This is a genomic window from Limosilactobacillus sp. DJ3M12 (genome assembly GCF_947381695.1).
GTDB classification, from domain to species: domain Bacteria; phylum Bacillota; class Bacilli; order Lactobacillales; family Lactobacillaceae; genus Limosilactobacillus; species Limosilactobacillus kinnaridis.
Map to the genome: position 1 here is coordinate 21683 of NZ_CANCWY010000006.1, position 19611 is coordinate 41293.

Annotated in this window: 20 protein-coding genes; 4 read left to right on the plus strand and 16 right to left on the minus strand. The window is 39.4% G+C overall.

The genetic code is table 11. The features are described 5' to 3' along the window. The first annotated feature begins 102 nt into the window (after window positions 1-102). A complete protein-coding gene (locus tag QOS06_RS05050) occupies window positions 103-423 on the plus strand; it encodes a hypothetical protein (RefSeq protein WP_224758111.1) in 321 nt (106 codons plus the stop codon). A 127-nt stretch (window positions 424-550) separates the two neighbouring features. On the opposite strand, the gene budA is transcribed toward QOS06_RS05050, so the two are convergent. The 4 genes from budA to QOS06_RS05070 form a co-directional block, all read right to left on the minus strand. Next, complete coding sequence (gene budA / locus QOS06_RS05055; protein WP_230212202.1) at window positions 551-1267, minus strand: acetolactate decarboxylase; 717 nt, start codon at window positions 1265-1267, stop codon at window positions 551-553. Window positions 1268-1283: 16 nt separating this feature from the next. Beyond that, complete coding sequence (gene alsS / locus QOS06_RS05060) at window positions 1284-2963, minus strand: acetolactate synthase AlsS (RefSeq protein WP_283595590.1); 1680 nt, start codon at window positions 2961-2963, stop codon at window positions 1284-1286. Between the two features lie 193 nt (window positions 2964-3156). Continuing rightward, a complete protein-coding gene (locus QOS06_RS05065; RefSeq protein WP_283595591.1) occupies window positions 3157-4818 on the minus strand; it encodes a formate--tetrahydrofolate ligase in 1662 nt (553 codons plus the stop codon). 238 nt (window positions 4819-5056) lie between these two features. Beyond that, window positions 5057-6091 carry an AI-2E family transporter gene (locus QOS06_RS05070; protein WP_085649653.1) on the minus strand — a complete coding sequence of 345 codons (1035 nt, stop codon included), beginning with the start codon at window positions 6089-6091 and terminating at the stop codon, window positions 5057-5059. A 169-nt stretch (window positions 6092-6260) separates the two neighbouring features. Here QOS06_RS05070 and QOS06_RS05075 point away from each other — a divergent pair, with 169 nt between their 5' ends. The 3 genes from QOS06_RS05075 (at window position 6261) to QOS06_RS05085 (ending at window position 9068) form a co-directional block, all read left to right on the plus strand. Next, the gene (locus QOS06_RS05075) at window positions 6261-7436 is read left to right on the plus strand and encodes an SAM-dependent methyltransferase (RefSeq protein WP_283595600.1); all 1176 of its coding nucleotides are present in this window, start codon (window positions 6261-6263) and stop codon (window positions 7434-7436) included. Between the two features lie 256 nt (window positions 7437-7692). Next, on the plus strand, window positions 7693-8355 hold the full coding sequence (gene ribB / locus QOS06_RS05080; RefSeq protein WP_078009406.1) for a 3,4-dihydroxy-2-butanone-4-phosphate synthase: 663 nt from the start codon (window positions 7693-7695) through the stop codon (window positions 8353-8355). Window positions 8356-8408: 53 nt separating this feature from the next. Next, entirely contained in the window at window positions 8409-9068 is a 660-nt protein-coding gene (locus QOS06_RS05085; RefSeq protein ID WP_078009407.1) for an HAD hydrolase-like protein, read from the plus strand. A gap of 70 nt (window positions 9069-9138) precedes the next feature. Here the strand turns inward: QOS06_RS05085 and pyrE are convergent, their stop codons facing one another. The 12 genes from pyrE to guaB all read right to left on the minus strand — a co-directional run bounded on the left by pyrE (window position 9139) and on the right by guaB (window position 19545). Then, window positions 9139-9780, minus strand: a complete 642-nt coding sequence (pyrE, locus tag QOS06_RS05090) for an orotate phosphoribosyltransferase (RefSeq protein ID WP_003670364.1) — start codon at window positions 9778-9780, stop codon at window positions 9139-9141. Continuing rightward, entirely contained in the window at window positions 9777-10523 is a 747-nt protein-coding gene (gene pyrF / locus QOS06_RS05095) for an orotidine-5'-phosphate decarboxylase (RefSeq protein ID WP_019253190.1), read from the minus strand. The genes pyrE and pyrF overlap by 4 nt, the downstream gene beginning before the upstream one ends. After that, on the minus strand, window positions 10505-11431 hold the full coding sequence (locus QOS06_RS05100) for a dihydroorotate dehydrogenase (protein WP_085679935.1): 927 nt from the start codon (window positions 11429-11431) through the stop codon (window positions 10505-10507). The genes pyrF and QOS06_RS05100 overlap by 19 nt, the downstream gene beginning before the upstream one ends. Continuing rightward, window positions 11431-12723: a dihydroorotase gene (gene pyrC / locus QOS06_RS05105; RefSeq protein ID WP_085679932.1), complete on the minus strand. Its 1293-nt coding sequence runs from the start codon at window positions 12721-12723 to the stop codon at window positions 11431-11433. The genes QOS06_RS05100 and pyrC overlap by 1 nt, the downstream gene beginning before the upstream one ends. A gap of 13 nt (window positions 12724-12736) precedes the next feature. After that, complete coding sequence (locus tag QOS06_RS05110) at window positions 12737-13666, minus strand: aspartate carbamoyltransferase catalytic subunit (protein ID WP_003669696.1); 930 nt, start codon at window positions 13664-13666, stop codon at window positions 12737-12739. A 344-nt stretch (window positions 13667-14010) separates the two neighbouring features. Next, a complete protein-coding gene (locus tag QOS06_RS05115) occupies window positions 14011-14685 on the minus strand; it encodes a LysR family transcriptional regulator substrate-binding protein (protein ID WP_225362754.1) in 675 nt (224 codons plus the stop codon). Then, window positions 14682-14879: a LysR family transcriptional regulator gene (locus QOS06_RS05120; protein ID WP_225362753.1), complete on the minus strand. Its 198-nt coding sequence runs from the start codon at window positions 14877-14879 to the stop codon at window positions 14682-14684. The genes QOS06_RS05115 and QOS06_RS05120 overlap by 4 nt, the downstream gene beginning before the upstream one ends. 85 nt (window positions 14880-14964) lie before the next feature. Then, window positions 14965-15309 (minus strand): AzlD domain-containing protein, encoded by a 345-nt coding sequence (locus tag QOS06_RS05125; protein WP_003669691.1) that lies wholly within the window; start codon window positions 15307-15309, stop codon window positions 14965-14967. 2 nt (window positions 15310-15311) lie between these two features. Continuing rightward, window positions 15312-16220 carry an AzlC family ABC transporter permease gene (locus QOS06_RS05130; protein ID WP_078009410.1) on the minus strand — a complete coding sequence of 303 codons (909 nt, stop codon included), beginning with the start codon at window positions 16218-16220 and terminating at the stop codon, window positions 15312-15314. Window positions 16221-16355: 135 nt separating this feature from the next. Further along, window positions 16356-17501: a sensor histidine kinase gene (locus tag QOS06_RS05135; RefSeq protein WP_003670350.1), complete on the minus strand. Its 1146-nt coding sequence runs from the start codon at window positions 17499-17501 to the stop codon at window positions 16356-16358. A 31-nt stretch (window positions 17502-17532) separates the two neighbouring features. Further along, on the minus strand, window positions 17533-18222 hold the full coding sequence (gene croR, locus QOS06_RS05140; protein ID WP_003665397.1) for a response regulator transcription factor CroR: 690 nt from the start codon (window positions 18220-18222) through the stop codon (window positions 17533-17535). Window positions 18223-18402: 180 nt separating this feature from the next. Beyond that, window positions 18403-19545, minus strand: coding sequence for an IMP dehydrogenase (gene guaB, locus QOS06_RS05145; protein ID WP_003669685.1), 1143 nt, complete (start codon window positions 19543-19545; stop codon window positions 18403-18405). Between the last annotated feature and the right edge of the window lie 66 nt (window positions 19546-19611).

A 19611-nucleotide genomic window follows, 5' to 3' on the forward strand; every position in this document is an offset into this window, starting at 1 on the left:
GAAATCTAGCTTATGTTACGATTAGGAATTATTGGAACCCATACTATTTTTGACTAGATGATTCATGCAGCACAAGATACTTGGAAATATTAACTTACTGTTGTGTATTCCCGTAAGCTTAGCACCGCAGAAGCATTTGGCAATAAATATAGGCTTCGCGACACGCTAATAATTGACAGTATTTTCGATACTAAGAAAGTGACTTATCTTAATAATCAGGGGAGTATTCAAGTTATCAATAACCACTACTTAGATAACACCATGTTTGACGAGTTAAACGATTTTGCACAACTCTTTACTAACCCCGAATCGCCACAGCAGCAGGATAATTATCAACGATGGATTGAACTAGCTAAAATTGTTAATATGACTCTATACCGTCTCCGTAAATCTGCAAATATTATTTTTCCAAGCGACTACTAATTAATCAACTCATTAAAAACGACAACTTAAAATGATATTTTAGAAATCACAAAAAGGGTTCCAGAGTTCGTTACCGAGCACTGGAGCCCTTTTTCGGCGTTATTTATACCGCTGCTTCATTTGTTCTTTAGTCTGCATTTCCTTCTGATTTAGCAATTCCATCACGTAAAGTTGCCATATCAACTGTACTCTCCCGAAATTCTTGATTATGAATCGGCAGATGTTGTTCCAGGTTATCAAAAATTTCAAAGCTACCTGTTAATTCTGGGGCATCAAACGCCAGAAGGTGACCAGCAAATTGTCGATCATCACTGATAAAGTGAAGGTGCCATCCCGCTGCCGTTATTGTTCCAAAGATTTCTGGCGCATAGTAGCCGATGATTGTCCCTGCGATATTATCAGCCGCAAATTCAGGCTGGTGTTGCGCAACATCGAGTAAAGTCGGGTATGGCTTTTCTTGCTTCGGAGCAATCCGAATTTTGACGTGCTTAAACTCACCACTCAATTGTAAGAATGCAAAAACATTAGTAAGCTGATGTTCTTTAACAAAATCATTATTCAGTTTAGCAAAGTTTATATTCCTTAATGTTATATCCTGTTGTTCAGCAGGAAAATGGACTGAAGCAAATGGCATTGTAGCATCCATATCTGTAATGTGGTTAACTTGACCACTTGAAACGGCCTGGTACACTTCATTATTCAGGATAACAACCTCACCGTCTAAGCCAGTAAAAGTACCGATTCCCATCGAACCATGTTTTAGCAAATTACCGACAGTAATTGTGCCATCAAAATTTCCTGCCATCAACGCAGCTAACGTTCCGTGTTCATATAATGTTGTCATAATCTTTGTTCTCCTCTTAGCCGAGTTGTGAATCAATCAAGTTGGCAGCTAATTCTTTATTATTACTGTAATCAACTGGCACATCTACCACAACTGGGCCGTCAATATTAAACGCTTGACTGAGTACCTTAGTAAGGTCAGCCGGCTTATTTACTCGCAGTCCAGTTGCACCAAAACTCTCAGCATACTTAACGATATCAACATTTCCAAATTTAACACCAGCTGCTTGTGAATACTTCATCTCTTCCTGGAACTTAACCATGTCGTAATGACCACCATCATTCCATACAATCGTTACAACATTAAGATGGTGTTGAACGGCTGTCGCTAATTCCGCCCCAGAGAAGAGGAAGCCTCCATCCCCGCAAACTGCCACTGATTTATGTTCGGGATAAAGCATCGCTGCAACCATCGCCCATGGCAAGCCAACGCCCAGTGTTTGCATCCCGTTACTAATTAACAGGTGTCGTGGTTGGTAGCAACGGAAATGTCGTGCCATCCAGATATAGTGGGAACCCACATCGAGCGCAACGTGCATATCATCAGTAACATTTTCTTGAATTGCATGCACAACCGCTAACGGATGGCTGGCATCATTGCTTGTTGGTACTTGAATCTTTTTATCTTGGTCAAGTTCTTGCTTATACTTAGCGAGTTGCTCAGTGGCTGCAACAGGATATTCATACCCTTTTAGTAACTTATCAAGCTCCGTTAAGCTTATAGCAATATTACCAACTAGTTGCATGATTGGCGTATAGTGGTTATCAATTTGCGCTGGCAAGGTATCAAGGTTTACAATTCGCAGATTCCCCTCCTTGTTCCAGTTCCGTGGTTCATATTCAATCGGATCATAACCAACAGCAATAACAAGGTCGCTTTGTTGAAGAAGCTGATCTCCTACTTGATTACGGAAAAGGCCAATCCGTCCAAAGTATGACTGTTGTTCTAAGTCACGTGATACTACTCCAGCCGCTTGATATGTTTCAACAACAGGCAATGAATAATCACTTAATAATTTGCGGATAGCAGTCGTAATTTCTTCATCCGCGCCCCGTTGACCGACTAAGATAACCGGCATTTTACTATTTTTAATTAGTTCGACTAGTTTTTGTAAGTCATTTGGATCAGCAGGACCCATCTTAGGTGTTTCATAAATTGGCAATGGCTTTTCAGTTACCTCAGCATCATCAACGTCTTGTGGAAGACTAACGAAAGCTGCTCCCTTACGTGCATCCTGACTCGCTTCAAATGCATTGGCCATAATTTCTGAAATATTATTAGAGTCTTGAATTTCAGCGCTATATTGCGTAATCGGTGCCATAATTTCAGTTGAAGGCGTGCTTTGGTGGGTTGCGCGATGAAGGTCTTTTCGTTGTACTTGTCCCCCAATCGCTAACATTGGATCTCCTTCTGCGTTGGCTGTCATGATCCCAGTTGCTAAATTACCAACTCCTGGGCCAGATGTAGTGATCGCGACCCCTGTTTTTCCGGTTAAGCGACCATAAGCTTGGGCCATAAACGCCGCATTTTGCTCATGCCGGGTAACAATTAATTTAGGTGCATCTTCACTGTCTTGACCATCTAGTCCTTCAAACAAACGATCAATCTTCGCTCCGGGAATACCAAAGACGAGATTAACCCCGTGTTTTCTTAAACTATCAATAACAATATCTGCGCCATGTAGTTTCTTTTCCATTAGTCATTCACCTCTACCTAATTAAACTTATAAAACGATATACCTCTACTGTAGTCCTTATTTTATAATTTCACAAGAAAACGATTAAGTTCACATAGCAGTATATCAACAACTTCAACCCGCTAGCCTTGAAAAGTTTGTGAAAAAAACATCGATGTACGTTATTGCACAATCGATGTTTTGTGTTGGTTATTTAGAATAATCCGGTAATTTTACCATTATCGTCAATCGTCATGTTTACAGCCGCTGGTTCTTTAGGGAGACCTGGCATTGTCATCATATTACCAGCTAATGCCACGATAAAGCCGGCACCGATCTTTGGTACCAATTCCCGAATATGGAAAGTAAAGTCAGTTGGGGCACCGAGTTGTTTTTGGTCATCTGTAAATGAGTACTGGGTCTTAGCAATACATACTGGCAAGTCATTCCATCCATACTTAGCAAATCGCTTCAATTGATTTTGTGCTTTACGGCTAAATGATACTTCTTTAGCACCATAAATCTGCTTAGCAATCTTCTCTAACTTAGTTTGAAGGTCATCAACTTGAACGTCATAGATATGAGTAAATTCACTTGGACTATCAGCAAGTTCGACTACTTTATTAGCCAAATCATGGGTACCTTTACCGCCCTTAGCCCAAGCATCAGTCAAAATTGCTTCAACATTTTGCTTAGCACAGTCATCCTTAATCATTTGAATTTCTTTATCGGTATCACTGACAAAATGGTTGATTGCAACTACGATTGGTAACCCATATAATTGCATATTCTTAATGTGACGATTAAGGTTTGCCATTCCTTTTTTCAGCGCATCAAGATTTTCATCATTTAAGTCTGCAAGTTTGGCACCGCCATTGTATTCTAGCGCTCGGACAGTCGCTACGATGACAATTGCATCTGGATGCTTACCAAGAACACGTTGTTTAATATCAAGGAATTTTTCCCCACCAAGGTCAGCCCCAAAGCCAGCTTCCGTCACAGTATAGTCAGAAAGGTTAAGGGCAGTTTGCGTCGCCAAAACGCTATTACACCCATGGGCAATGTTGGCAAATGGTCCCCCATGTACGATTGTTGGCGTATGGTCTAAAGTTTGGACAAGGTTAGGCTTTAATGCATCTTTCAAGATAATTGTAATTGCATCCTGAAAATTAAGCTGGCCAACTGTGACCGGTTCTTTATCGTATGTATATCCTACTACAATTCGACTAATCCGTTCTTTCAAGTCATGAAGACTAGTTGATAGACATAAAATTGCCATCAACTCGGAAGCAGCTGTGATGTCAAAGCCTGTTTCACGTGGAACACCAGCCATTGGACCGCCAAGACCGGTAACTACATTTCGGAGAGCACGATCGTTAACGTCTTCTACCCGTTTCCAGATAATTCGCCGCGGATCAAGGTTCAGTGCATTATCACGCATAATATAGTTATCAATTAAAGCGGCCAAAGTATTATTAGCACTTGTAAGAGCATGCAAGTCACCGGTAAAGTTCAGGTTAATATCTTCCATTGGAACAACCTGACTATATCCACCACCAGTTGCACCACCTTTGATTCCAAAAACAGGCCCCATCGATGGTTCACGCATTGCAATCGTTGTCTGATAATTTAATTGATTTAATGCATCCCCTAAGCCAATGAGGACAGTCGACTTCCCTTCACCAGCAGGAGTAGGGTTGATGGACGTAACTAAAATTAGTTTATGTTTTTTATCAGGTAAAGGCTTTACATTTAAATCAATTTTGGCTTTATACTTACCATATTGTTCGATTTTGTCTTCTGAAAGTCCGAGTTTCTCGGCAATTTCTGTAATTGGTTCCAGTGTCGCTTGGTCTGCAATCTCGATGTCTGTCATGAATATCAGCTTCCTTTCTTTAGACCTATCTTAATTTTATTATACACTAACTCAAGACTTTTTCAGCAATTTTGCAAAATAAGTTCGATTTTAATTAACTTTATCCAATGAATTAACATAAATTGTTCGGATAACAAAAAACTAGGAGAAAACTTTTTCTCCCAGCCTTAACTGTTTCCATGAATAGTAGCAAGACATTATGGAAATAACTTCGCGTCGTCACAAGGCTAATTCTCACTCACACTTCTTTTTTTATTCTTTTTGCACCGCGAATGGGCTTTACGCCTAATACATCAAGTAAGAAGGTAAAGATTGGTACCCCCACAATCAATCCCCATGTACCAAAAAGATGTTCACCAATCAGTAATACGATAAAAGTATAAAAGATTGGTAGATCTGTCCGGCTAGACATAAACTTAGGATTTAAGACGTAGGCCTCCAAAGTATGGATGATGATAATCATGATGATAATGTAAACCACATCGCGAATTCCACCGACTGAGTAACCAACCATCGCCAATGGGATTGTTGAAATAATTACTCCAGCAACCGGAACCAAACTAAAGATAAACACAATTAACGATAGGGCAAAAATCTGCGGCATCCGCATAAATAATAGGCCAATCGTGGTAATCACTGTATTGCAAATAGCAATAAAAAATTGGGCCTCTAATACTACCCCAAAAGTATTGACAAATTTTTTACCAAAATAATCAATATCCTGGAAAAACCAGCCAAAATCACTATCTAAAAAGCTATGAGAAAATTCATTCATTTGTTTTAATTCAAGCGTATAGAAAAAGCTCAAGATTAAAGACATTACAAATGAAACGGTAATTGCACCAATACTTGTCAAAGTACTAACCGCGATTGTTATCCCATGCCGAACCTGACTCATAATAGTGGCGGTACTTATGTAATGGCTGACATAACGATATATCATCGTCGCTTGATGAGTACTATAGAAATGAACTACTGAATTGACCATTTTAACAACTTGCCGAGATAAAACCGGTAAATAGCGGGTCACCCCTAAGTATAAGAGAACAATTAACAATACATAGGTAACGATTACAATTAAACTTGTCGACATTCGTGGTAACCATCGCTGGACGAGTCTTACCCAACTAACAACAAGATAAGTAAGAATAAATGTAAATAAAATTAAATTCATCATTGATTTCATTAGCCAGAGTACGACAATGATTAATAATAAGACAGTGAAACGCCGTAGTTTTACATTCTCAATAAAATGCTTCCAGGCATTCGTCATTCAATCATCTCCCTATTTTTCCTACTAATTAGCATAGTAGCAAGCTTTCATTTTTTCAGCAATTAGTTTATCGCTTTCTTATGAAATGTTTTCATTAATTGTCTTGAAACACTTTTATTTTCAGGGTGTTATAATGAATATTATTATTGCAGAAAGAAGGATGCGTTTCATGTTAGAAAAGACGTTCTACAAGTCACTACTAAAGCACTCATTTAACATTCCCGTAAAGATCGTATTTTGGGATGGATCAAGTGTTATCTATGGTGACGGAACTCCTGAGGTAACTATCACCTTTAATGAGAAAATTCCAATGCGTGATATTACCAAGAACGCCTCAATTGCACTTGGGGAAGCCTACATGGATAAGAAAATCGAGATCCAGGGTAGCATTCAAAAATTGATCGAATCAGCATATGAAAGTGCCGATAGTTTTATGCGGAGTTCTAAGTTCCGCAAATTTTTGCCTAAACAAGGCCACTCAGAAAAAGAGAGCGAAAATGATGTCCAAAGTCATTATGATGTTGGGAACGACTTCTACAAGTTATGGCTTGATGATACGCTAACTTACTCATGTGCTTATTTTACTGATGGCAACCATGATGATCTTACAAAAGCACAAGTTGATAAGGTTCATCACATCTTAAAGAAGCTTGATCCAAAGCCTGGCAAAACATTGCTTGATATTGGATGTGGTTGGGGAACATTAATGTTAACTGCTGCAAAAGAATATGGCTTAAAAGTTACTGGGGTTACTTTAAGCGAAGAACAATATCGCTTTGTTAAGGAACGGATTGAAAAAGAAGGTTTGCAAGACGTTGCCGAAGTTAAACTTGTTGATTACCGTGAACTTGGTGACCAAAAGTGGGATTATATTACATCCGTTGGTATGTTTGAACACGTTGGAAAAGAAAATCTAGGTTTTTACTTTAAAGATATCCAAGGTTGCCTTGCTGATGATGGTGTTGCCTTGATTCATGGTATCACTCGTCAACAAGGCGGTGCATATAATGGGTGGATTAACAAGTATATCTTCCCTGGCGGTTATGTACCTGGTCTCGAAGAAATGATCGGTCACATTGAAGAAAATCATATGCAAATCGCTGATATCGAAATGCTTCGCCGTCACTATCAACGCACCCTCGAAATTTGGGACATGAACTTTAATGAACATCGTGCTCAAATCCTTGATATGATGGGTGAACGTTTTACACGGATGTGGGATTTATATCTTCAAGCATGTGCTGCATCATTTGAATCTGGAAATATTGATGTTATTCAATACTTGATAACTAAGGGTCCTTCAGGTAAAAACTTACCAATGACTCGTGATTACATGACAAAATAGAACAACCTAAGATTAGTTCAGGACGAAAAATATCTCGTTCTGGACTTTTTTGTTACTCTAAAGATAGAGCGTAGAGCTGGTGAGAAATCTTTATTTTCTCCAGCTCTTTAGCAAACTTACCCTTTGAAATCTTTTAATATTATTCGTGTTTTAGTTTAAAAATAGGTTGATTTAAATTAAAACGTTCGTTATTATAATAACACATTCGAATGTAACTGTTCTATCACTTTCAGAATTTCAAAGGAGTATATAAATTATGCAAAGTCAATTTTCAACTGTTGAAGAAGCATTAAACCAATTAGTAAATGGTGGTTATATTATCTTAGCCGATAATGAAGATCGTGAAAACGAAGGTGATTTAGTAGCTTTAGGTGAAAATGTCAACGCTGATACTATCTATGAAATGTTGAACGAGGCAAATGGTTTGATGTGTGTGCCAGTAAGCGAAGATATTGCTAAGCATTTAGCGTTTAAGCCCATGGTAGAGCATAGCACTGACCCACACCAAACACCATTTATGGTTACTACTGATGGTACCTTAGAAGCAACCGGTGTTACTACTGGTGTTTCCGCTTTTGACCGCGCAGCAACGATTCGGCAAATTGCCAAGCCAACTGCCCAAGCATCTGACTTTAATCATCCCGGCCACATTCAACCTCTTTACGCCCAACCTCATGGATTAAGAGATCGAATCGGTCACACCGAAGCAGCTATTGATCTTGCCTATTTAGCAGGAAAGGCACCAGTTGCTGTTATTATCGAAGTGTTAAAGCGTGACGGCACGATGGCTCGTCGTGATAGTCTGTCAGTCCTTGCTAACCGAGTTCATGTACCATTTATTACAATCAATCAAATTATTGAGTATTTAGATGTAAAGGGAATCGATTATGCCGCTAACCTCGCTAAAGTAAATGCTTAATTAATGTATTCCCTTTCATTTTCGATTACGTTAAAATATAGACATAATTATCTATGAAGGGATGTTTAATCATGGATGGTGCGATTTTTTCGTTTAATAATATCTTTGTTAATACAAATAAGTTATCCTTTACTGCATGGCAACGTTTTGTAATGTATGAATTTGGGATGGGATTACCTGGAAAATTAGCTTCCCAATTCGATAACCTTACTCCTTCGCAAGGGCTCTCCCTAGTCTTAGCACATTTTAATGCTAATCCTGCCCCAAGCGAAAAGGCTTCAATGATTGCAGAATGGCAAAAATTCCTTAACGAAGAAGCGGATAGCCTAAGTGAAAAGGATCAACTTCCAGGGATTAAGCGTCTTTTACTAAATCTCTATGATCATTACGTTAAAATTGCCGTGTTAGATGCTAATGGAGATGTACAAAATGTCCTTAAACAAATTGGCCTTGATAATTATGTCGATAGTATCGTTAGGACTAATGATAAAGAAAGCCCATATCTAACTGCTGTTAATCAATTAAATCTTATCGGAGCTAATTGCATTGGAGTTGGAACGACAGCTCATGATATTGAAAATATTCACCATATAAATGCAATTGCAATTGGCGTTGGTGATGCTACAACATTAGCAAATGCAGATTATCAAGTAGTACAAGTTGGTGACTTACGCTACCCAATGCTCCAAAAGATTTGGGAAGATAAACAATAAGATAAAGCCTAAGATTAATTCAGATTAACTTTTTTCTGAATCAATCTTAGGCTTTTTTGATAATTAATTATTATGATGCTTGCTCTTTACTCCAGCTTAACGGGTCTTTCCGCCATTCTTGAAGAGACTTGAGGTGGTCCGCACTAATTTGGTCATTTTCCTTTGCGACCTTAATCAAAGTCATATAATCCGTTACTGAATAGTATTTTAGTCCATTTGCCATAAAGTTTTGTTCAGCAGCTGGCAAATCATAAGTAAAGACAGAAACAACGCCAATTACTTTTCCGCCTGCATTGTTAACCGCCCGCACAGCGTTTAATACACTACCACCAGTTGAAATAAGGTCATCAATCACGACGACTTTTTGTCCTTCTTTAAGCACCCCTTCAATTTGCTTGCCTTGACCATGATCTTTCGGCTTAGTCCGAACATAAATCATCGGTAATTCCATATTCTGGGCAACCCATGCCGCATGAGGAATTCCAGCAGTTGCTGTTCCGGCAATAACATCGGCCTCACTAAAATGAAGTTTAATTTGTTCAACCATCCCATTAAAAATTGCTTGCCGAACTTCTGGATAAGAAATCGTCAATCGATTATCGGTATAGATTGGAGATTTTAGACCGCTTGCCCAGGTAAATGGTTGGTCTGGGCTAAGGGTAACAGCATGAATATCTAATAATGCTTTTGCAACGCGTTGTGAATATGTCATTTTTCTTCCTCCTCATTTAAGAATGCTTTTTGGACTTCTTGATAAGCAGCAACTGGGTCAAAGCTCTGGGTGATTGGTCGTCCCACTACGATCGCATTGCTCCCATCTATTCTTGCTTGTGCTGGTGTAACCACTCGCTTTTGATCATCTTTTATTGCATGAGTTGGGCGGATTCCTGGCGTTACACATAGGAAATCATCCCCCGTCACTTCACGAATTGCCTTGATTTCATGGGCTGAGCATACTACGCCGGCCAATCCTACTTTTTCTGCTAAGCGCGCGTAACTTTGGACTGACTCAATCAACGACAAATCAACATGCTGTTGTTCATGGAGAATTTTTTCATCAATCGAAGTAAGTTGGGTAATTGCTAATAACTTTGCTGGTTCAACGCCTGCTTCCTTAGCTCCTTCTTCTAGACCGGCTAATCCGGCAATCAGCATTTCACTACCTCCAGCTGCGTGAATTGTCGTAAAATCAATTCCCAATCGGCCAATAGCTGCCATTGCGCGATGAACAGTATTCGGAATATCGTATAATTTCAAATCAAGGAATACCTTAAATCCCCGCTTTTTCGCCTCTTTAACAATTACTTGTCCCAGGCCATAATATAATTCCATTCCAATTTTTACGATCGGCTGCGGTTTTACCATTAATTTATCAAATAGGTCAATTGCTTCCTGCTTAGTTGCAACATCGATAGCCACCATCGGTACGAAGCGTTTCAAAATCTTACCTCCCATAAATCCGTAAGTTTCTTAATCCCGTATCTATCCATTACGATTGGTAAATCAGCTGCAATTTTCGGGCAAACCAATGGATCATGAAAACTAGCTGCCCCGATTTGAACAGCATTAGCACCCGCCATCATAAATTCAAGAACATCTTCAGCTGATTCAATTCCACCCACGCCGATGATCGGTAAAGAAGAAACCTGGCGGACCTGGTGAATCATTCTTAATGCTAAAGGTTTAATGGCAGGACCTGATAAACCGCCCGTTACATTAGCTAAAGCCGGGCGCCGGGTTTTTAAGTCGATGCTTAATCCCGTTAACGTATTAATCATCGTCAGGCCATTAGCGCCCCCTTGCTCAGCTGCTTGCGCGAGGGGAACAATATTAGTTACATTTGGTGTTAGCTTTACATAGATGGGAATTCCTAGGGCAACTTTAACTACTTGTTTTACTAATCGTTGAAGCACTTCTGGATCAGTTCCCATTGCCATCCCGCCGTGTTTTACATTCGGACATGATACGTTTAATTCAATTGCTTTCACCCCAGCCGTATTAGCAAATTCACTAACAACTTTAACGTATTCGTCTTCAGAAAAACCAGCAGCACTTGCAATAATCGGTAGTTGCGGATAATTTTTTCGTAACCACGGAATTTTTTCATTAGTTGCTGCGGTAATGCCCACATTCTGAAGACCATTAGCATTAAGCCAACCGGCACTGGTTTCACAAACTCGCGGACGTGGATTACCTTGGCGGGGATGGAGGGTAGTGGACTTTAACACAAGGGAGCCTAAATGATTAAGATTATACTTTTTAGCTGCTTCTTGCCCATATCCACAAGTCCCACTTGCCGCAATAATCGGATTTTTTAGTGATAATCCCGGCAATTCAACTGCTAATCGTTGTGTTTCTTGCATTATCCTTCTCCCTCCAGATATACGAGTTTTCCATCGACATAAGTTCGCTTAGTCATTCCGTATACTTGTTTACCAACAAATGGAGTATTGTGACCCTTAGAGAAAAACTGGTCTGGTTGAATTACATCTTGATGATCGATATCAAATACAGCAATATCTGCTGGGTCCCCTACCTTTAATAATCCAGCGTTATCAAGGTTAAAAATCGCTTGCGGCTTAACGGCCATCCAGTCAATCAATTGGGCAAGCGTAAAGATACCCGTTTTAACAAAGTGTGTATAGAGTAAGGCAAAAGCTGTTTCTGAGCCAACAATACCATTTGGTGATTTAAGAAATCCTTGCTGCTTCTCCGCATCGGTATGTGGCGCATGATCAGTAGCAATACAATCAATCGTGCCATCCAATAGCCCAATTAAGCAAGCCTGTTGGTCAAGACGCTGCCGAAGAGGTGGATTCATCTTAAATTCAGCATCATCCTCTTTAATATCAGCATCGGCTAAAAGTAAATGATGGGGAGTCACTTCACATGTAACGTTAATTCCTTGTTGTTTGGCATGACGAATCAGGTCAATACTTTCTTTAGTTGAAACATGGCAAACATGATAATGGACCCCAGTTGCCTGAGCAATCACCAAATTCCGAGCAATTTGCGCTGTTTCACTAATCGCTGGCATTCCTGGTAGTGCTAGTTTTTTAGCAATAGTTGCCCCATCATTAATTACCCCATTTTGTGCAAGTTGATTATCTTGCGCATGATCACATAACGGAGCGTTAACTTTCGCTAGTTGTTGCATTGCTTGGTATACAACTCCAGCATCTTGAATTCCCGCACCATCATCGCTAAAAAGACGGGCACCTGCAGCATACTGCTCAGCAACATTAACTGCTTGTTTTCCAGCCCGACCAACTGTAACTGGTGAATATTGGAGGATTTTTACCAGTCCAGCTTTCTCGTTCCGATCAACCTGTTCTTTAAATTTTTCTGGTGTGTCACATGTCGGATTAAGGTTGGCCATTGCAGCAATTGTCGTAAAGCCACCATGTGCAGCGGCTTTACTTCCTGTAGCAATCGTTTCTTTATTGGTATAGCCTGGTTCGCGAAGATGGACATGAACATCAATTAGTCCTGGTGTAATCAAGCCATTATCCAGGTCGACTTTTTCTGCATCACTTGGTGCCTGGATATGCTCGCCAATTGCCTTAATCTTGCTATCTACAATCAAAACTTCAGTCTTAACCAATTCATCATTATAAACTCGTCGGCCATTCGTTAGTAAAACTGCCTTACTCATCGTAATCACCTTTTTACATCAATCCTTGGTAACGAAGAACTCGACTAAGAATTGCCATCCGGGTATATACGCCGTTTGTCATTTGTTGGAAAATGCGGGAATTAGGCGCTTCTACAAGAGAGCTATCGATTTCAACACCCCGGTTAACAGGTGCCGGATGCATAATGATTGCCCCCTGTTTCATCTTTGCGGCTCGCTCTAAAGTTAAACCATAAGCTTGGTGATATTGATTAGCGTCAAAAGCTTGACCGTCAGCAGTCGTTAGCCGTTCATTTTGAACTCGTAGTAAATTAACTACATCCATTTGAGGAAGCAATTCGTCAAAGTCACCAAAAGTTCCATATTGTTCCAGCGTAGGATCATACCATTTTTCTGGGCCAGCAAAATAAACCTCTGCTCCTAGACGATTAAGCATCATTGCATTTGAGTGCGCTACTCGAGAGTGACTAAGGTCACCAATAATTAGTACTTTTAACCCCTTGAAATCGCCAAATTCTTCATTAATTGTCATCATATCAAGTAAACATTGCGATGGATGTTGGCCGCTACCATCACCACCATTTACAATTCCGATCTTAAGGTCTGAATGATTAATCAATTGGTTGTAATATTCATTTTCAGGATGACGGATTACCGCAACATTTACACCGATTGATTCCATTGTCTTAACAGTGTCATAGAGGCTTTCCCCTTTTTTCACTGAACTCGTGCCCGCTTCGAATTCTAGTACATTCATCCCCAACTTCATTTGTGCCATTTGGAAACTAGTCTTTGTTCGGGTTGAGTTTTCAAAGAAGAGGTTAACCGCGTATGCCGGTGCAGTGAGAACCGCTTGCTTTCCAGCTTTATATGCTTGGGCTTCATGAATTAAATCAATTGCATCTGCTGCATCCATGTCGGCAACTGTTACTAAATTTGGTTGAATTCTTTCTGTACTAATCATCAATAGCGCTCCTTTTCCAGTCTAATTACAACAAAACAGTGATAACTTCCCATTTAAATTTCGAGAGGCATCACTGTTTGCTTTTAGGATATAAGTAGGCTAAAAACAACATACCGTTCTGCTCTCTCTGGAAACAATTAAATGGTCGGTTGTTTCAAAATACCTATTGATTTTACTGGCGTATTCTTGGTGCTACTGCTTAAAAGAAAAACCTTCTCAGCAATAGCTAAGAAGGTTTACTTAAACGCTCAATTAAATCCTTCCTAGCCTCACGGGACTAAGTTAAAGGTATTTTTGTTACTTATGATAATAAGCGTAGTCTGCGAAATTGTCAAACCTTTTTTCTATTTTTCAAAGGATTCTTTTAGAGCTTGCCATAACTCTTCTTGCTCTGCCGTGTATTCTACATTTTTACGACGAACAAATGCAAGGTTTTGAGTAACTTTGGGAACAATCGGCACTTTAACCACTTTACTATCTAAGTTTTCACTTATTGATTGTTCCATCAACAAGGTTATCCCCATCCCTAAAGCAACCATATTTACTAATGTTCTTCCTTTTTCTCCTTCAAAAACAGAATATAGTTCAAACCCAGCCGCAGCACAAACCTGTTGAACAAAGACTGCAAATGGATTTTGATGGTTTAGTGTTAAAAATTTTTCTGCTTTTAGATCAGTAAGCGTTAATTCCTTTTGTTTAGAAAGTGGGTTCCGCGCTGGGATATAAGCTACTAAGTCATCAGTTCCCACTGAAAGCACCTCAAAATCATCGGGAAGTTTGCCGGCATAACTAATAAATGCCAGCTCGCTTTCCCCTTGTTGTAGCTGTGCCATTGGATCAACATCTTCAACAAGATTCATTTTATGTTGCTGGGCTAATTTTTTAACAACCGGGGCTGCTTGATAATTGGCAAAGCCTGGGACGACAGTAACTTTGATCGCTTCTTCCGCTTCCTTTTTTCGATAATCCGTAACTACCGATAATAATTTAGCATGTTTTTGAGCAATCTCAGTGATCAACGGTAAAACGCCCCGATTTCAGTTAATTCAACTACGCCGCCTTCGGGTCTAATAAGCTTGATGTTAAGCTCTTCTTCAAGCGCCTTAATTGTGTGAACCAATTCATCAACCGTTATCCCTGATTTTTTTGCTGCATATTGATAATCCAAAGTATTAGCAAGATTAACAAATGCAATTGTTTGCTTAAAATCCAACGTACTCACTTCCTAAAATAAAAGGGATTGGCTTCTTCGCAAGCTAGAAACCAATCCACTGTTTATAATTATAACAAAACTACTCTTATAACGCTAAACTCAGAAGCCAAACAGCAACCAATCCAGCAATTACTGAAATCGACATTGATCGAGTAAAGTACGCAATCACAATCACGATCAATGCTGCAATAATCCGTTCTGGATAACCGAATAGAGTAAAATGATAAGAACCAGTTAAGAAGATCCCTTTTACAACCAGGGTCGCAAATAAACTAACTGGGACATATTTCATCCATTCATTAAACCATTCTGGGATTTTTCGCGTTGAGAAGAATAATACTGGTAGATAACGGGGAATAAATGCCGCTAAAGCTGCCAAGATAATCACTATAATATGGTAAACGATTTTATTACTTAATAGTTGTTCCATGTCTAGCCCTCATCAGGATGTTGATCATCATGTTTTTTCTCTTCATGTTTCTCATCATGGTGTTCAACAACATCTTCAATCTTAGTTTCCAGTTTTTCAACTTCCTTAACTTCTTTTTGTTGAGCTTGTTTATCCTCGATCGTAGTCTTTGTGATCTTCGGCCTAAACATTTTTGTCAAGAACCAGTTCGAGTTTGGATGCTTACTATGGTGACGAACTGTATTTTCAATCAAGAATCCAACAAAGGAAGCAATTAAGGTTGCAATAATAATCCCAAGTGTACTTTTAGTCAATGCCTGGAAGTATGCACCAAGAACAGCTGCCAAGATGCCAATAACTAGGGTCAAGTGGTTTTGAACCTGCATTACGATCATATATAAAAATAAGGCCGTTAATGCAAAATCAACCACTTCAAGGTCAATCGAAATTGCACCACCGATCAAACCACCAACCATGTTTGAAGTCGACCATGCTGCAAGTGAATAATACTCCACTAACAACGCGTCATCGGGATCCCATTTCTTATCAGTTGCAAACTTCATATAGTTAACAGCATAATTTTCATCGTTCATTGATGCAGAAAAGATGAGGATGAAACGTGCTGATTTATCCTTAATATATTTAGATAAACTCGATCCTAACAATGCATATCGTAACTCTAAGAAGAAAAGTGAGATAAAGATAGTCCCTAATGGAGCGTTACTTGCTAATAACGATGCCAGAATAAATTGTGCCCCACCAGAGAACACTAATACCGACACCAATAAAATCATTATAAAGTTTAAACCTGCTGCGTGTAGTAAGATTCCACAGGCCAATCCAATCGGAATATAACTAAGACATAATGGCATTGAGACACCAAGCACCTCAAGCCAGCGTGTCCTTTCTGGATTTATTTGTGCTTTAGCCACAGAATTTCCTCCAATAATTTGTATCTTTTATAATATCAAGTGACACAATGCTCTTTTAGTCTACCACATATAAAATTAGTTGAATATAATTGAAAAAGAAAAAAGTCTAAAATCATTTGATTTTAGACTTTTTTCTCATTTTTGGTTGGTTTCTTTAACTTCTTGTTTTAAAGGTAATGTAACAATAAATGCTGTTTCGTCTTCATTTGAAGTAACCTTGACGCTCCCATGATGAAGATCAACAATGCTTTTGACAATCGCTAAACCTAATCCCGTTCCACCAGTAGCTCGTGAACGGGAAGCTTCTGCGCGGTAGAAACGCTCAAATAGGTGGTCAAGTGCTTTTTCAGGAATTGGTGTACCATCATTAGCAACTTTGACGACCACCATATCATTTTCTTGCCGGGCATCGATCCGAATGTAACTTGCACCATTGCCATATTTAAAGGCATTTGAAACTAAATTATTAAAAACTCGACCAAGCTTCTCCGGATCCGCCTCAATCATTAAAGGATTAGGGATAACTGAGGAAGTAATTTCGATTCCGCGGTGCTGGGCTTCTAATTCAAAACTTGCCGTTAACTGTTCAATTAACTGGTTAAGATCGATTTTCATAATATTTACCGGTGCCCCATGTTGCTGAACTTTTGTATATTCAAACAAATCATCCACCAAGGTCTTCATTTGCTTAGCTTTCTCATAAGCAGTATGGGTGTATTTTAGAATATCTTCCTCACTACGATACTGCTTATCTTCAATCAATCCCAAGTAGCCAATAATACTAGTCAATGGCGTCCGTAAATCATGGCTCACATTAGTAATCAGTTCATCTTTTGACTTTTCAATCTTCCGTTCATCATCCATTGAACGCACCGCACTATCAACTAATGCATTTACACTAGTAATAACATGCTGTTGATTCCCTTTTAGCCGAAACGGAATCCGATGATCCAAATGTCCCTGCGCAATATAGTGTAATTCCGCGATAATATGATCCATTTGATAAAGGTGGTACCGGCGACGCAATCGCCACCATACCACCCACACATCAATAATTACTAAAAAGGCAATTAAGATCCGTTGATAGCTCCATATTTGTGCTTGAAGAGGGCCAATCTTCAATGACTGCTTAATCATAAAGATTCCATTGGTTACTCCCGGATTTGACTGAATGGCATCTTGAATAATTACGATAATCGCCATATTCAGCAATAACAATAAGATAACCGTTACTACCCCTTCTAAAATAAGCGAACTCTTTTCACGCCCCGTTAACTTCACAATTTTTCCTCCACATCCTTAAGGCTAGGCTTTAGTGGTCTTCCACCTTATAACCAACACCCCAAACAGTTTGAATAACCTTTTCACCGTTAGTTGCTTCTTCAATTTTATCCCGCAAATGACTCACGTGAACCATGACTGTTTTGGCTGATACGACACTTTCTTGTTGCCATACCCGCTCAAAAATGTCATCTGCTGAGAAAACACGATTAGGGTGACTGGCAAGTAAGTATAAGATGCCAAATTCAAGGGCTGTTAATTGAATTACATCCCCTTTAATCGTCTTAACCTCGTGAGAATCTTTATTGATTAATAATGGACCAACATTAAGAATATCTGGTTGATCATTTGTCACTTCTCCTTGGCTCCGACGAAGTAATGATTTAACTCGTGCCATTACTTCAAGCGGATTAAATGGCTTAGTAACATAATCGTCTGCACCAGTGATTAAACCTTGTATCTTATCCATATCTGCCGTCTTAGCTGAAAGCACTAAAATTGGAATATCAGAATCTTTCCGCACCCGCTTAATTACATCCATTCCATCGATTTCTGGCATCATTAAGTCAAGAATAATCAGACCGATATCAGGATTAGTATTTAGCTTTGTCAACGCTTCTTTTCCGTCGTAAGCAGAAATTGGCTCATATCCTTCATTTCGGATGTAAATTTCAAGTAATTGAACAATTTCTTTATCATCATCAACAACTAGAATTTTCATAAGAGGTACTCCTTTTTGCAGCATAATATCCTATTGAATATTATAACTAACTATGCGAAAAAAGCGATCATTCTAGGATAGCCTTAACAAAAAGTTTACCCTCCATTATTTCTCGGGAAACAAAAACTGCTGTGACTATATCTTCATGAATAAAGCCATAGCAGTTCCTTATTAAATTAATTATTTATAGTTAGGTGCACTACGAGTAATTTGGACATCATGAGGATGTGACTCAATAAGTCCTGCATTAGTAATTTGGACAAATTGGGCTTTTTCGATCAATGTTGGAATATCACCAGCACCAACATAACCCATTCCTGAACGAAGGCCACCATCAATTTGGAAAACAATATCAGAAACATCGCCCTTGTATTCTACCCGAGCTTCAATACCTTCCGGAACAAGCTTATTAGCTTCATTTACCCCACCTTGGAAGTAACGGTCGGAGGAACCATGTGCTTGAGCCATTGCACCAACAGAACCCATTCCACGATAAGCCTTGTACTTCTTGCCATTGTCTTCAAAAACTTCGCCAGGTGCTTCCGTAGTACCAGAAAGCATACTACCAAGCATTACTGCATTACCACCAGCAGCAAGAGCTTTTACAACGTCACCAGAGTACTTAATACCTCCATCAGCAATAATTGGCTTGTTATATTCACGAGCAACACTAGCAGCGTCATAAATAGCAGTAATTTGCGGAACACCAACTCCAGCGACCACCCGAGTAGTACAAATTGAACCAGGACCGATACCAACTTTTACAACATCAACACCAGCATCAAACAAAGCGCGAGTAGCTTCACCAGTAGCAACATTACCGGCAATTAAAGTTGCGTCTGGGAAGTGTTCGCGAATTTCTGCGATCTTACGAAGAACACCTGCTGAATGTCCATGAGCTGTATCAATAACGATAGCATCTGCACCCGCCTTCAAAAGGGCTTCAGCACGTTCAAAAGTATCACTAGTAACCCCAACTGCTGCAGCAACTAATAAACGATTATTATCATCAACTGCAGCCTTAGTTGCTCCTGCAGGTACGACTACGCTCTTTACATTAGCTACTTCTCCTGCTTGGGCTTGGATTGACATGTTTTTGTGAACAACCCCTAAGCCACCTTGTAAGGCCATTGCAATCGCCATTGGTCCTTCAGTAACAGTATCCATTCCGGCACTAATCAACGGAATATGAAGCTTCAAATTATCAGCTAACTGTGTACTCAAGTCAACTTCATTTGGTAATACATGACTTTCAGCTGGAATAAGTAATACATCATCGAAGGTTAAGCCCTTCTTGGCAAATTTCGTGTCCCAATTTGACATCTGTAGTGCAACTCCTTTGATTTTTAATTAGGTATACTCTACTAGGATTTCGCACTGAGGTCAATC